Source organism: Klebsiella sp. 141162, assembly GCF_050600755.1.
Taxonomy (GTDB): domain Bacteria; phylum Pseudomonadota; class Gammaproteobacteria; order Enterobacterales; family Enterobacteriaceae; genus Klebsiella; species Klebsiella aerogenes.
In genome coordinates this window covers 1-13,408 of sequence record NZ_JAQIRI010000006.1, presented here as the reverse complement: position 1 = coordinate 13,408, position 13,408 = coordinate 1, and the positions used below count along the sequence as shown (strand labels likewise).

12 protein-coding genes and 1 pseudogene are annotated in these 13,408 nt (G+C 34.4%); 9 read left to right on the top strand and 4 right to left on the bottom strand.

Features of this window, described 5'->3' with window-relative positions; translation table 11 throughout:
- Window positions 1-105 precede the first annotated feature (105 nt).
- The 4 genes from PGR23_RS16685 to PGR23_RS16670 are packed head-to-tail and all read left to right on the top strand — an operon-like array spanning window position 106 to window position 6,045.
- On the top strand, window positions 106-1,569 hold the full coding sequence (locus PGR23_RS16685; RefSeq protein ID WP_038807059.1) for a tyrosine-type recombinase/integrase: 1,464 nt from the start codon (window positions 106-108) through the stop codon (window positions 1,567-1,569).
- Window positions 1,570-1,571: 2 nt separating this feature from the next.
- Entirely contained in the window at window positions 1,572-2,216 is a 645-nt protein-coding gene (locus tag PGR23_RS16680; RefSeq protein ID WP_015854631.1) for a hypothetical protein, read from the top strand.
- Window positions 2,217-2,218: 2 nt separating this feature from the next.
- Window positions 2,219-4,198 (top strand): ATP-dependent nuclease, encoded by a 1,980-nt coding sequence (locus PGR23_RS16675; RefSeq protein ID WP_038807057.1) that lies wholly within the window; start codon window positions 2,219-2,221, stop codon window positions 4,196-4,198.
- Window positions 4,198-6,045 (top strand): UvrD-helicase domain-containing protein, encoded by a 1,848-nt coding sequence (locus PGR23_RS16670; RefSeq protein WP_038807056.1) that lies wholly within the window; start codon window positions 4,198-4,200, stop codon window positions 6,043-6,045. The genes PGR23_RS16675 and PGR23_RS16670 overlap by 1 nt, the downstream gene beginning before the upstream one ends.
- A gap of 33 nt (window positions 6,046-6,078) precedes the next feature.
- On the opposite strand, the gene PGR23_RS16665 is transcribed toward PGR23_RS16670, so the two are convergent.
- Window positions 6,079-6,654: a hypothetical protein gene (locus PGR23_RS16665; RefSeq protein WP_015854628.1), complete on the bottom strand. Its 576-nt coding sequence runs from the start codon at window positions 6,652-6,654 to the stop codon at window positions 6,079-6,081.
- A gap of 347 nt (window positions 6,655-7,001) precedes the next feature.
- On the opposite strand from PGR23_RS16665, the gene PGR23_RS16660 reads away from it, so the two are divergent.
- From PGR23_RS16660 to PGR23_RS16640, 5 genes are all read left to right on the top strand, one after another.
- Window positions 7,002-8,294, top strand: a complete 1,293-nt coding sequence (locus tag PGR23_RS16660; RefSeq protein WP_430915642.1) for a tyrosine-type recombinase/integrase — start codon at window positions 7,002-7,004, stop codon at window positions 8,292-8,294.
- Window positions 8,236-9,606 carry a site-specific integrase gene (locus PGR23_RS16655; RefSeq protein WP_430915641.1) on the top strand — a complete coding sequence of 457 codons (1,371 nt, stop codon included), beginning with the start codon at window positions 8,236-8,238 and terminating at the stop codon, window positions 9,604-9,606. Before PGR23_RS16660 ends, PGR23_RS16655 begins: the two co-directional genes overlap by 59 nt.
- Window positions 9,593-11,239 carry a hypothetical protein gene (locus PGR23_RS16650; protein WP_001549602.1) on the top strand — a complete coding sequence of 549 codons (1,647 nt, stop codon included), beginning with the start codon at window positions 9,593-9,595 and terminating at the stop codon, window positions 11,237-11,239. Before PGR23_RS16655 ends, PGR23_RS16650 begins: the two co-directional genes overlap by 14 nt.
- Window positions 11,232-11,615: a hypothetical protein gene (locus PGR23_RS16645; RefSeq protein WP_001549601.1), complete on the top strand. Its 384-nt coding sequence runs from the start codon at window positions 11,232-11,234 to the stop codon at window positions 11,613-11,615. The genes PGR23_RS16650 and PGR23_RS16645 overlap by 8 nt, the downstream gene beginning before the upstream one ends.
- 102 nt (window positions 11,616-11,717) lie before the next feature.
- On the top strand, window positions 11,718-12,143 hold the full coding sequence (locus tag PGR23_RS16640; RefSeq protein ID WP_001549600.1) for a hypothetical protein: 426 nt from the start codon (window positions 11,718-11,720) through the stop codon (window positions 12,141-12,143).
- Between the two features lie 49 nt (window positions 12,144-12,192).
- Here the strand turns inward: PGR23_RS16640 and PGR23_RS16635 are convergent, their stop codons facing one another.
- The 3 genes and pseudogenes from PGR23_RS16635 to PGR23_RS16625 all read right to left on the bottom strand — a co-directional run.
- A complete protein-coding gene (locus tag PGR23_RS16635; RefSeq protein WP_001549598.1) occupies window positions 12,193-12,507 on the bottom strand; it encodes a hypothetical protein in 315 nt (104 codons plus the stop codon).
- 14 nt (window positions 12,508-12,521) lie between these two features.
- On the bottom strand, window positions 12,522-12,800 hold the full coding sequence (locus tag PGR23_RS16630; protein ID WP_117066691.1) for a hypothetical protein: 279 nt from the start codon (window positions 12,798-12,800) through the stop codon (window positions 12,522-12,524).
- A gap of 197 nt (window positions 12,801-12,997) precedes the next feature.
- Window positions 12,998-13,408: pseudogene (locus tag PGR23_RS16625) on the bottom strand (relaxase/mobilization nuclease domain-containing protein); the annotation flags it as partial.

Genomic DNA, 13,408 nt, shown 5'->3' with positions numbered 1-13,408 from the left:
ACCCCAAGTGATACCCCTTTAAACTCACATAAACCCATAAATTTGTATACCAGAAGTATTCTAGCTACTATCTGGTATACACACTTGAACCACTGGTATACATTGATGAAAATGACACTCAATCAGTCGATTATAATCAATAAGTTATCTATCGACGTGAAACCGAGCCTTGATCCGCAAGGCAGAGTAGTCTACTTACCCAATCCAGAGCGAAAACCGTATCTTATCACTGATAATCACCGGGATTCACCAGTTGGTTTTGGTGTCAAAATCAGTGCAACGAAAAAGACCTATATCGTTCAGCGACGAGTCTCTTCTCCTGGCAACCGCCCTAAGACAGGGGGGAAATCCCCATCTGAGGTTATCAGGTCTACAATTGGCAATGTCTCTGATTTCGCTAATATCGATCAAGCCCGCGAGGTTGCTCGCAATTTAGTTCAAACCATGAAGTTGACCAAAAGGAACCCTAACAAGATAAAACGGGAGTCCGATGCTTCTGAACTCACTATCAGTCAAGTTTTTGCTCAATACCGCCAGCATCTGCTGGGTAGAGCGAAACCAGCTAAACCCAACACCTTGGCTGTATTAGATAAAGCAGAGAACAGGCTTTCTGAGTGGGCTGGTTTGCGAGTTAAAGATCTTACTGGTAATGAAATTCTTCGGAAGTTTGATGAGATTGCTTCAAGAGCTAGAACAGCAGCGGAACAGACCTTTAGGTGGATCAATGTTGCTGTCAGACATGCAATCGAAATTGAAGCCAGCAATGCCCAGACCCAGCAACGACAACCCTCCTTGTCCTACAATCCATTCTCTATCTTGAAAGTTCAGAAGAAGTTTAGGACTCGTTCTGAGCTTGAGGATAGCTATCGTGCGAAAGGTGTTCGAAACCCACTTTCTCCGAAAGATACACTTGGTCGGTTCTTGACTGCATTACATAATAAGAGAAGCTTCAACCGCCTTGGGTGCGATTATCTGCTACTCACCGTTCTCTTAGGTGCTCGTAAGGAAGAAACAGCATCTTTATGTTGGAGGGAAGCTCTAACCAATGAAGAAGCAAAAACGACAAGCTATGTTGACCTGAGTAACAGAACTATCCGTTTTTACGACACTAAGAATCGAAACGATCACGAGCTTCCGATTTGTGATGCCGTCAAAAGAATTTTGGAAGATAGAAGAGACATAGTAAACGATACGGGAACCCGGAAGGACAAACAGAAGTGGGTTTTCCCGGCCCGTTCTTCTCGAAGTAAAGTTGGTCACTATTCCGATAGCAAAAGTCTAAGAGAATATATCTGCCAAGAGGCGGGAATCCTGAAGCTTGGTATGCATGATCTACGAAGGACATTTGGTAGGGTTGCTGAAGAACTTGTTTCATATGCCGTCGTTAAGAGATTGCTCAATCACAGAAATACAACAGATCCAACAGAAAGGTATGCAGAACCTGATCAAGAACGAATTTTTGAAGCATTACAAAGGATTGAGTTGCATATGCTTATGACTGCTCCTAAATTATACAATGTGTTACTTGCTTCGGCTAAGTATCCTCCATTACCTGAAACGAGGGAGTGAAGATGAGTGTGGTGGAAGTTTTGCGGGAGTATTCAGAGGTATGGAAACTATTTGGTCAAATGCCTGATTCTGCCACTGTAAATAGTGAGCTTGCTTCTGTCTTTCTTGGCATAAGCATCAAAACCCTTGCCCGATATAGACAAAATGGGGGAGGACCACCTTATATCCAATACCAAGCAGAAGATACGAAAGCGAGAAATCAGCGGGTTCTCTATGTATTAGGTGATCTGCGAGTTTGGAGAGATATCCATAAAGTAAGTAGTTCAATGCATGGTGCTCAGGTTCGTGGTTTGGCTTTTACATCATTGACCGACTTTATAGAAGAACATCCTTTTATCGTCAGAAGTAAAATTATTCAAAAAAGAAAAATTAAACGGTTAGGAGTTAGCAAATCAGAAACTGAGATATACGATGATGTTATCTTAGGGCATATACTCTGTGTGGAAGAAACAGTTTTAACAGGTGAATTATCTAATAACGGTTTGCAAGTTATTTGGATTTCAATTGAAGAAGCTTTAAAGAAACATTGGGAACATAAAGATGATAAAAATATATTCTTAAAATGTTTTAAGTTGTGCGCAGAAGAAATTATTACAAATGCAGAAATAATTAGCGATTATGATTTTTTAAAACAGCAATTGAGGTGATAATGAAAATTACACAAATGGAGATCAAAGGTTTTAAGAGCTTTGATAATGTAGGGCAAACTATAAATATAAATTCATTCACCAGCTTAATTGGAGGGAACGGAACAGGGAAAACGGCAGTTTTACTCGCATTAACAAGAATGTTTGGCGTCAAAAGCTCCGATAGAATTATTCAAGTTGATGATTTTTATGTTCCTCCTGGGGATGAAATCGATACTCAAGATGAAAGAGAGCTATCAGTTCGTGTAAAATTCGAATTCGCAGATTTGGAAGATGGTGAGGACAATACAGTTGCAGATTTCTTTAAGCATTTAGTTTCAAGTGAAGCGGCAGAGATCCCATACTGTACTGCAAAATTAAAAGCAAAATGGACAAAGACTAACCTTGCAGAAGGAGATATAGAAAGCGACCTAGTGTGGGAAATCGGGGAGTATGAAAAAAATATAACAGCATATGAAAGATCGAAAATTCATGTTCATTATGTCCCTGCATACCGAGATCCTGCCCAACAACTGAAGCAAACAGCCGGAACCATCATGCACCGTCTGATAAATGCAGTTGAATGGTCTGATCAAATGGCGTCAACAGTTGATGAGGTTGCTGTATCAATCGGAAACCAGTTCCAAGAAGAAGTTGGGGTTCAGACGATAACATCGTCATTAGGTAGAAATTGGAAAACCCTCTTCACTGGGGGTTACTTTGAAAAGCTTCAAATTAAGCCAGTAGTGAATGGAATTGAAGATGTATTAAAACATATCGACACTGTCTTTTTACCCAGTCCAGATACACAACCATTACCAACTGAAAGATTGAGTGATGGTATGAAATCATTATTTTATTTATCTTTAGTCAAATCTGCGTTTGACATTGAAGATGAGATAATCAATTCTGATGGGAAACAGTTATCAATATCAGTAGAAGCATTAGACCCCCCAAATCTAACTATAATATTAATAGAAGAACCTGAAAACCACCTTTCACCTCAATATTTAGGAAGGATAGTTAAACTGTGTGAAGAGATATCAGAGAATGATCGGGCACAGGTAGTTTTGACTACACATGCACCATCTTTACTTAATAGGGTGGAGCCAGAGAATATAAGATATTTCCGTCTTCATGATAATAAAAATACAATTGTCAAAGAAATATTATTACCAAGGGAAGATAAAGATGATGCCGAGAATGTTGATACTTTTACATATGTTAAGGAAGCTGTAAAAGCATATCCGGAAATTTATTTTGCAAAAGTTGTTATACTTGGTGAAGGTGATAGTGAAGAGATCGTCATTCCTAAAATAGCACAAGTAAATGGAATAGAGCTTGACACTTCATTAATAACATTTGCACCATTGGGTGGTCGATATGTTAATCATTTTTGGAAACTTCTAAATGAGCTTTCAATTCCTCATGTAACTCTTCTCGATTATGATTTCAGGAGAGGGGGTGGAGGTTGGGGAAGGATTAAATACGCGGTAAAACAACTTATTTCAATTGGAGTAGACAAGAATATATTGCTTAAAATGAGTGATGGGGTTTTGTCTGACGAAGATTTAGAAGTAATGCATTCATGGGATGAAGATAGGGATGAAGAAATTGCATGGATAGAGTCGTTAAAGGAATATGGTGTGTACTTTTCCTTCCCTTATGATTTAGATTGGCTAATGCTAAATGAATTCTTTGAGGATTACAAAAAATTTGTACCTGAAAATGGAGGACCAAGATTGCCAAAGGATGATGATCCTGAATATAACAAGAAAGTTAAAGCTGCAATAGCTTCAGTTTTGAAAAAAGAAGAAAAAGATATTGATATTAGTAAGTTTGATGACTTCGAGAAGTACTTTTGGTACCGCTACTTATTTTTAGGAAGAGGTAAGCCATTATCGCATAATTATGTTCTATCAAAAATGGAAGACGATAAGTTAAGAGATAACAGTCCTGAAGTTCTCAATGAACTTATCGAAACAGTAAGAGGTCTTCTGTGATGCCAATAATAAAAGATGATGATTGGGTTCTAAAAGACATCCAAGAAGTAGAAGACGAGGCTATGAAAGTAATACGGAATAGCACAGAACATAATCTTGTTCTTGCTGGTCCCGGTGCAGGTAAAACCGAGTTATTAGCTCAGAAAGCATGTTTCTTAATTGAGACAGGAAAGTGCAGGGATAAAAGAATAATTGCATTGTCCTTTAAAAAAGATGCTGCGCAAAATCTTCAAGATCGAGTTAACTCACGACTTGACTTGAAATATAGACAAAAGTTTGAGTCAACGACATTCGATGCATTTTGTAAAAGCATTGTAGATAGATTTAAGAGTACACTTCCAGTGGCGTATCGGCCTTCAGATGATTATGAAATATATTTTCCTGAAAATAAAAAATTCGTAGAAGAGGTTAAACGAGATGCCGTTGGTTTTGAGGGACTAACTGCGGAGGAACTTAAGAAATTAAAACATAACAATTTCGAAAATAATTATATTGTTAGGCCTTATAAAAAGGGTGAAGAGCATTCGGTAGATGCTCGTATTAAACGATTTGTTTGGTTCCGTTTATTGGAGGGAAAATCCAAAGTTTCGTTTAAAATGATAAACTTCCTTGCGAATTATATCATAAGAAACAATAAGTTCCTTTCAAATGCTATTAATTCGACTTACGAATATGCTTTCATTGATGAGTTTCAAGATACTACTTATCAACAATACGAAATTTTCAAAAGTATTTTTTTAGATAAAAAAATAAAAATAACAGCTGTAGGTGATACTAAACAAAGAATAATGGGATGGGCGGGAGCATTGCATAGTGCATTTGAGATTTTTAAAAATGACTTTGCGATTGAACATCATAATGAATTATTAAGTAATAGAAGATCGCTGAAAAATCTTATAAGTTATCAACGCATGATGGAGGCATTCATGAATCATGCTGATAACAAACCTGAGATGGAGTTAATCGAGAATGAAGGTTCAGCAAAGTTAATACAATTTGATGAAAGCAATATAGAAGGGGCATACATAGCATTATGTATCCAAAAATGGATTGAAAAAGGGGTTGATGAAAGAGAAATATGTATCTTATTCAGAAATCCGTCTAAGCATTACACGGATAAAATCATCTCATCTCTACAAGACTTGGATATAAAGTGCCGCATCGAGAATACCTATCAGGAATTACTCAATGAAGCAATAGTTCAGTTAATCTTAAAAATGCTAATGTTTACCTGCGATAAAAAGTCTATTGAAGGCTGGAATTCTACAATGGAACTTTTATGCAACATAAGAGGGGTAAATAAAAGCAGAGATATTACTCGTTTGGAAAAAGAGCTTAGTCGTTTTATAAAATCGAACAAGGACATCAATGGAAATGTTGTTGATTATATATATGGATTAATAAGTATATTTGGTATCGATGAGATCAAGTCTTACTTCCCACAATATATAAATGGAAATGGCTTGGACTATACTATTAATTCTCTTTCACAACATCTGGAAACTTTAGGTATCAAAGATAATAAATTAGCAGCTATTGATATGTTACTCGGAAATAAAACGATACCACTTATGACGATTCATAAAAGTAAAGGTTTGGAGTTTAAAAAAGTCATCGTCGTAGGTCTTGAACCTGGTGCGTATTTTGGCGATGAAGAAGAGCAGATAGAAAATCAAAAAACAGTCTTTGTGGCATTTTCACGAGCGATTGAAGAGGTCATATTAACTCGCTGTGCAAAAAGAGCTAACTGGTGGGATGAAGTATGTTCACAAAATTTTTCTGAGATCCCATTGATAACGGATATGCTAACCTATTGTGGTCTTGAAGCTGAGATTTATAAAGATTAATCATGGGATGGCGATTTTATATCGCCATCAGACTTAGTTTGCTTTGTGCATGTTAAACTTAAAATTGTTTCCTATTTCGTTAATAACTTCCAGTGTTAACTGACTCTTTGTGGTTTGAATTATTTTATAGGCTTGGTTTTTCCCATCTGCCATACTCTCCTCAATAGTTGGTAACTTTTTATTGTTTACCACCTCTATTTTCAGTGGATCTAGATCTTTGTTATTTAAAACCAGCTTCATGGGTTTTGTTTTTAAGCTATTTAATGATGTAATTAACTCATTATCATATAGTTGCCAATCACCAGCACCGTCAGAAAGATAGTCTATGAATATATGATCACCTGGAGCATAAGAGTCAATAGAGATACTGCCATGAAAGTTGTATTTTCCATTAGAGAAGAAGGTCGTTTTTCCATTAACCCTAACGGTATTACCTTTTACAGTGTAAGAGTAATCAGATAGCCAGCTTCCTACAATGCTGTCATATCTCTGAGTAGAAGGGGAGGTCGGGTTGTAGTGCGCATAGATTGCGAATGCTGTCGCAATAATCCCGCATAAAGAACCTATAACTCCTATTAACTTTAAAAATGCAGAAGTTTTTCGTCCCATGAAACATTGCCCATATAATATAGCTCGTTAGATCAGTGATTTTATCATCATATAGTGTCCATTAACATAGTTGTTTAAATTTTCGTACACCGTACATTTCAATATTTACTAATTCCTGATTTGTACTTTACAAAACAAATTACACTTTTCTATTATTCATTTTATATCAATAAGTTACTAACTAAGGTAAATATAGGGGGTTATATATTCACCTTAAGGTGAATATATGGCCGATTACTTATTTGGGCCGCGAACCATAAGGTAATTGAAAAATAATGGAAAATAAATTTGTAACTTGCTAAAAAATTATGTTACCTATAAATAAAAAAATAATTTATGGGGTGATAATGAATAGGAGATATTCAGTAAAGAAAATAATGGCGAGTGATGGAAACAGATTTTGTATGATTTTGGATTCAAAAAACGGTTTGCCATTATATTATCAAAATATTTATCTTAGTTTGCTATATAAGCAAAAGAATAAGTCATTTAATACAGTATTGAGAAATGCTTACACTTTGATTGCTTTTGAAAATTATCTAATAGAATCAAATATAAATCTTATCGAAAGAATTAGATCTAAGACCTTCCTTAGCTTTACTGAAATCTATTCTTTGTCAGAACAACTTAGAGTTAAAAATAAAAAACAAAAAGTTATAGATATAAAAGAGTATAAAAAGATCAATCAAGAAAATCTTCATTATAGATTGACAGTAATTAGTTCCTACATTTGTTGGATTTATGAATCATATTTTAGCACTACAATATATGAGACAAACATTATATTAAAAAGTGTTAATTTACTTTTTCGTAAACATAAACCTAAATTAAACTCTCAACTCTATTTGAATAATGATTTTAAATCATTAGAAAAAGAGAGCTTAGACATTCTATTGCAATGTATAGAACCTGAAAGCCAATACAATCCATTTGTTGATATCAGTTGCCGTAAAAGAAATCAACTCATAATCCTCATTCTTCAGGAAACTGGAATGCGAGGGGGGGAGCTATTGAACTTGAAAATTTCTGATTTTAACAAGGAGAAAAGATATCTTAAAGTTTGTAAAAGAGTGAATGACCCAGCAGATCCAAGGGTTTTTCAACCACTTGTTAAAACATTTGAACGAGAATTAAATATTAGCAAAAAATTGTCTATGCAAATCTCTTCATATATAGACAATGATAGGTCTTTCTATTCGAAAAGCTTAAATCATAATTACTTATTTATTACTCAAAAATCTGGTCCTACGGAAGGGTTTCCTCTATCAATAAGTGCATATCATAAGGTAATTAAGCAAATAAGTAGAATTGAATTCAATGGAATATCTTTTCAAAATTTCACAGGGCATTGTCTACGGCATACATGGAATTATATTTACAGTTTGAAATACATAGGGGTCACTGATCAATACAGATTGACCCAATTAGATAGAATCAGATGCGTAAGAATGGGGTGGAAAATGAACTCCAAAACGGCTTTGATTTACAATAATCGTTATATTAGCGAAGAAACTTTAAAAGCTTTTGAAGAGGCAGACTTGGTAAATAATAAAATCATAAATAAAATTGAAGGAGAAATAGATGAAAGCATTAATGTTAGAAAATTACTTGGTATTAAAGGCAAAAGACAGCAGAAATAATTTTAGTTTAAATGACAGTGTTTGGTTTCTGAGCAAAGATGTTAAATTAAATTTCTCATATTTTGAAAGCAATATTAATGCTAACTTATTAGCATCTATAAAAGATACACTTGCATATACTGCTGTTAATTTTAGTTCAGCTTATGCAAGAAAGTTTTTCTTTTCTATAAAGAAACTTGTTGTTTTTAATCAAGGGAAGTTGGACAAATTTGATTATGGGTTACTAAATAGATTTTACAATGCGTATTACAAAATAAGTTATACACATGTTGAAAGTTTAAAGTACTTTTTAATAAAACATTATGAACTAAATGGTGAATTCTTAGATCAAGAAATGCTGGATTTGATTTCCAAATGGAAAGTAACTAAGCCCAATAAGACAACTGCCTATATTGAGCGTAAAGAGTCGTTAAGACCATTATCAGAGTATGAATTGAAGAATCTTATCGGGTGTATGACAAAGGAATACAAGGAGGGAAGTATGACTATGAATGACTACCTTTTAGTCATGCTAATGATATATTCAGGTAGAAGACCGATGCAGATAGCCCAATTAAAAAGGAAGGATCTCTATGCCAAAAAAAATGGTAATTATTTAAACATACCCAGATTAAAGCAAGGAGATAGTTTCAGAACAGAATTTTCCGAATTGTGCATAGGGGATAATTTGTTCAATTCACTATCAGAACTAAAATCAGTAGCTAAAGTTTTTGTGCAGAGTGAGGTAGGAGATATCTTAACTGAAGAGGAATTAAACAATTTACCCCTATTTATTGATCCTTATTTTTTTAATTCGACTTACAAGCTTGATGAATTATATGAAAATAATTTCTTCAATTTGCATATGAGTTCTAAGAGAATAACCCGTAGGGTTCAGGCCGTTTGCAAGAGAGTAAGTAAAGATAAAAATAAAAAAATTAACTCTCGTCAACTTAGGGTTACATTAGCCACAAGGCTTGCACTTAAAGGTTATGGATTAGGAACGATAGCAAAAGCTTTAGATCATAGCAATTTGAAATCAGTATTATCGTATGCAAAAAACAATGAAGAGTTTTCATTCAGAATTAATCAGGCGATAAATGATTCAGTAAGTCCTTATATCGCTTCATTTTCAAAAAAAAGTGACGACATTACACTTGGATTGGTTGACGATTTGATAATCATAAAAGAGCTTACTAAAGAATTAATAGCAGGTTATACGAAGCAAGCAGAGTTTGAAATTCTAACGGACTTTTCCTCAATCTTAGAATGCAAAATAAATAAAATAGTTGAATTGCTCAACTGGGAGGGCATGAATAATGAGTTATTATAAGAATTATGAAGTCTTAGCTAATGAAGTAAAGACACAGGCAAAAAAAGAAAATATTATAAATTGGGATGATTTGTCATGGGGTAAAGGGGTTTCATTTAAAAATAACAATCACATAAAAAGATACAACGAAATGGGAGAACATTTTCAACAATTATCCAAAGTTATTATATACAGAGAATGCTTCCCTAATGTGGGCAAATCTTTGCTTTATTTGGCGACAATAAAGATAATGGAATATTCATTTATTAATATGAAAATTGAGCCACACATTGTCAATATTAACCCAGACATTATTAACGATATAATACTTCAAGGTGAAAAGAAATTCTCAAATGATCGGGCAGGGGCTATTGAGAAAGCATTAAAGAATATTTTAGATGTATTGGCTATCAATAATATAGTGAATCCAAAGCTTAGTAAGTTTAACTCCAGAGTGAGAAAAAATAGAAATAAAGCTATCAGGGATATTCCAGAACAAAATAGAGTTAAAAATAAATTACCAGAAGATAAAGTGATAGATCTTGTTGGTAGGGTTTTTAGTTCTAATGATAAAAGTCAAAGAGATATATTTACTACATCTATCATTGCACTGCTTCTTTGTGCTCCAACACGAATATCTGAGGTATTGAGCCTTGAGGTTGATTGTGAAGTAGAAGGGAAAGATAAAGAGGGGAAAGGAACCTATGGCATTCGTTATCATAGTGCAAAAGGCTATGGAGAAAGTATAAAGTGGGTTCCAAGGAATATGCACTCAATAGCAAAGTTATCCATTCAAAGATTAAAGGTATTATCCAGGATGGCAAGGTGTATAGCAAGCATACGAGAAAAAGGGGAGTTGGAGTTCTATAATAGTTTAGATACTGAAGAGAATGGAAGATATTTTCATGAAAAGTTGTATGAACTTTTAAATATAGATAGTAAGAAGTGCTTCAATGCTAAAACCAAAAATATTTTAATGCGGGTTGAGAGTGGGGTCCTTAGTGCAAAGGAATTTTGGAATGAAGTTTTTAATTATAATGATAAAACTAAACCCTGGGATACATTTTCAAAAGCGATAAAACTTAGTAATAGATTATTACTCCTAAATAAAGACCAATTACATTTGAAGAAAGGAGTCGATTTATTCTGTATCTTGCCAACAAGTGATAAGATATTTTATTCTGACTTTAAAAAAAGGTCAGGAAAGGAGACTACTTTAAATTTTTTTCAACGGCACAAGGCATTACATCCTAATGGTATGAAAGAGGTTTTTAGTAGTCATCAGCCAAGACACCTTTTAAATACTCTTGCTCAAAGAGCTATGCTTTCTGATATAGAAATAGCTTTTTGGTCAGGGAGGAAAAATGTTGAACAAAATAATGTGTATGACAATCGAACTTGGGAGGAGTTGAGACAAAACGAGCGAAGAGTGTTGTTTGCTGATGAAATGATTTCGGAGTTAGGTGGAGGAAGTAAGGAAGAAATCATTTGCAAACTTAAAGACCATTTAAAAACACTTGAAGAAAAAAACAATTTATACAGAAGCCAATATAATTCACAGAAAGCAAACTATGTTGAAAGAGAAATTCAAGAAGTTGGTAGAATTATAAATCATATTGTTAGTTATTATCTTAGAGGAGAACATAATGAGTAAAAAGTTTAACAAGGAAGATATTGAATTCATTCTCGATAAAATAAATGGCTGGGAAGGCGATTTAACCTGGGTTAGTCTTTGTGATTCCGTAGAGGAACATTTCGGTAAAAAACCAACGAGACAGGCTCTTTCAAGACATACAGTAATAGCTTATGCATATCAGCAGAAAAAGAGAATTAAAGGTGAAACTGTTAAGCATATTAAAAGTCCTCAAAGTCTTGCCTATGCTTCGAATAAAATAAATAAATTAGAAAAAGAAAATTCGAGGTTAGTTAGTGAAAATAACAGGCTTCTACTTATGGTTAGAGATCTTCAAATGATTGCATATGGTAAATGTATTAGAGAAGATCAAATTTTTCCCGAAAACAAAAAATAATTTTGACATTAATAGGTTTTGTCTATTGATGTTTTTTAAATATGTGGTAATTATATATGTATTGTCAGGAAGACATTTAAACATTTTGCAAGGATGCAATTTATGGACAAACAAAACAACTTTCCAGTGGAAACACTGGAAGAACAGCTTATTATTATCGTTGATAAGTATATCTCTAAACGATACCAGCCGAACGATAAAAGTTTTTCTCACCAGTTATACTTAGTGTTCGTTGGCTATCACTTAAAGTATTTCTATCCCAAACAACTTTATACTCGTTCTAATCGCAACATAGACAACATTATGACAATGTTTAGTTCTGTGTATAAATCTCTGACGAGTGGTTTATTAAGGCAATTAAATAATAAAGAAGCTGTTCTTCGTGAGTTAAACTCTCTCGTTAACTATATTGATAATAATCAAGAACGAGCAGAAGAAATCTATGCTACGGTCAGAGCACAATATGAAATGAAAATAATCGAGCAAGAGTTGACTCATGAGGTTCGCGTAAGAACCGTTAGGCTGTAGTAAAATAGCCCCTAAGTAGGGGCTAACAGAGAGTGTTTGGTTGCGGCTGTTACTGAACTTCTTTCCATACACCATCAGCTTTAACTAATTTAATTGGCTTCGTTTGTTTATTGTTGCTAATAGATGCATCTACAATGCAGTTATATACATTATTTGCTTCTTCTGAACAGCTAACTTTCTTCACATAATCTATTCTTAAAAGATCCTTTTCTGAAACTCTTGAATCAAAAGCTTTCATACTTGCATTTGATCTATCTACAACACTTTTGAATACATTATAGATGTCTTTATCGGAAGGTTCAGAATCACAAGCTGTTAATAAAAAAGTTGAAAGAATGATTGTTATGATAGCATATGTTTTCATTTTAAATCCCTTTATTAATGTTGGTGCGTGAAAATGGCTCTATGTGCAAATTTTTTACGAATATACAATCGTGTAGAAATCATTAAAACCAACAAAATAATGAAAGCTACTAAAAAACTTTGACTTATATAAAGTATGATGTAGGCAATTGCTAATAAAATAAATCCTATGAACAACGATAACCAGGGTGAAACTTCGCCATAACTTATTTTTGAGTGACAGCCGGTACAAACACGGACACCAAACGGACTTTCCTGAAAGCAGAACGGGCACTTAATTGTTTCGTTTTTCATATCAACCCCAAGGTTGCAGATTAAATGGTGCGTTTACAGAGATTCTCGATGACCGACTCGCTTTAGTAAAATTGCTTGTACCGATCGATGATTGTATCTTGATAGGTATTATCTATCATATATCGATTATCGATCTGTAATAACGATCAATATTTTATTGACTAAACACAAATTGTTTACTAGTGGGAAAAGTGCGGTTACAGAAGGCATTTGTAATTGACTGTCTTTAAATGAGTTTTTCTTACCGGTTTAAGATGATGTGCTGAATAGACTTCTGAGAAGTTTGTAGGTGTCTTATGAAGAATGCTCTTCCCATAGCTTCTGAGAAGCTCTATGAGCCGTTGTAGTAAAGGAACCCATCTACTGAGTCTGTGATGCTTTTGCTGTTGTACTACATTCTTTTGAAGAATCTTTTCTACAATCTCGTTTCGTTTGCCTTCTCTGAGTTGCAGTTCGAGTTCAGCAAGTTTTTCACTGATACTTTCCTTTCTCTCAGTGGTTTTTAAAAATGTTGCAGGAGCAGGAGCAGGAGCAGGAGCAGGAGCAGGAGCAGGAGCAGGAGCAGGAGCAGGAGCAGGAGCAGGAGCAGGAGCAGGAGCAGGAGCAGG